The organism is Bacillus sp. NTK071, from assembly GCF_017303315.1.
Classification (GTDB): domain Bacteria; phylum Bacillota; class Bacilli; order Bacillales; family Guptibacillaceae; genus Guptibacillus.
Genome location: NZ_JAFKOI010000127.1, coordinates 1 through 260, shown reverse-complemented (window position 1 = coordinate 260; position 260 = coordinate 1). Strand labels below are relative to the sequence as shown.

Genomic DNA, 260 nt, shown 5'->3' with positions numbered 1-260 from the left:
GCTTTGCGACCTATTACGGGATCGGCTTCGGCTTCTGGGCCGCGCAATACTACATCATGGCCGATGGCACGCTGATGGATTCGATCAAGGATTGGTGGTTGGGAGGGAACCTGACCAATGCCTTGGCGCAGCATGTCGATCCGGCGGTCTTTCCCGGTCTGAACACGTTCCAGATCTTCATCTTCTTCCTGGCGGTCTTTGCCGGGATCATCAACATCCTGCTGCATTTCTCGGTCTCCGAGCGGATGAAGCCCTCGGCC

The 260-nt window shown here is 57.3% G+C and carries 1 protein-coding gene; it reads left to right on the top strand.

The features are described 5' to 3' along the window. The coding region (locus JI666_RS22225) for a hypothetical protein (protein ID WP_206895087.1) at positions 1 to 260 on the top strand (260 nt) is incomplete at both ends.